The following is an 868-nucleotide window of genomic DNA, read 5'->3' on the forward strand; positions in this document are numbered from 1 at the left end:
GCCGACCATGCCGGCAATTTGCCCGGTGAGGCGCCGCTTGATCAGTGGCACCGTAGCGAACACGGCGCCCTCGCCAGCCTGCACAAAGAAGGAACAGCACATGGTGGCAACCACCGCCAGGGCAATGGGCCAGCTACTGCCGATCTGGCTCATCAGGCCGTAACCCACCATCAGGCCGCAGAGCAGAATAGCCAATGATTTCTTGCGCCCGAACTTGTCGGAGACCCAGCCACCACCGGGCCGAGCCACCAGATTCATGAAGGCATAGCCGGAGGCCAGCAGGCCGCCAGTGACTGCCGTCAGGGCAAAAGTATCGGTAAAGAACAGGGGCAGCATGGACACCACCGCCAGCTCGGAACCGAAGGTCACCATATAGGCCAAATCCAAAATCGCCACCTGCTTGAAGCTGTAACGGTCGTGTTCGGGGACTCCTTCTTTCAGATGCTCGCGATTTACCCGCCAGGCCTGGCTCAGCTGAATACCGGCCAGACTGATGATCAGGGCCGCCAGAAATAGTTGTGTGGTCTGGCCGAACAAATTCAGATTGGTAGGCCCCAGGCGCCAGACGATCACCAGCAATGCGATGTAAAGCGGCAGGCTCATGGCCAGGTAGAAGAACAGATCTTTCTTGGTGCTGACTTCCAGGGCACTGGCTTTCTTCGGCTTGAAGTAGGAGGCGCCCTGTGGGGTATTGCGTGCCCGCCACAGAAAGAAAATGCCGTAGAGAAAGGCCACCGCGCCAGTGGTGGCAATGGCCCAGCGCCAGCCGTCATCACCACCGTAAAGCAGCGCCAGGGAGGGCAGGGTAATCGCCGCCGCTGCGGAACCGAAGTTACCCCAGCCGCCATAGACGCCTTCGGCCAGGCCG

General features: G+C 60.3%; 1 protein-coding gene. It reads right to left on the minus strand.

The features are described 5' to 3' along the window. A partial coding sequence (locus A3730_RS18225) for an MFS transporter (RefSeq protein WP_156501246.1) occupies window positions 1–868 on the minus strand: 868 nt, incomplete at both ends.

The sequence above is a fragment of the Alcanivorax sp. HI0044 genome (assembly GCF_001634945.1).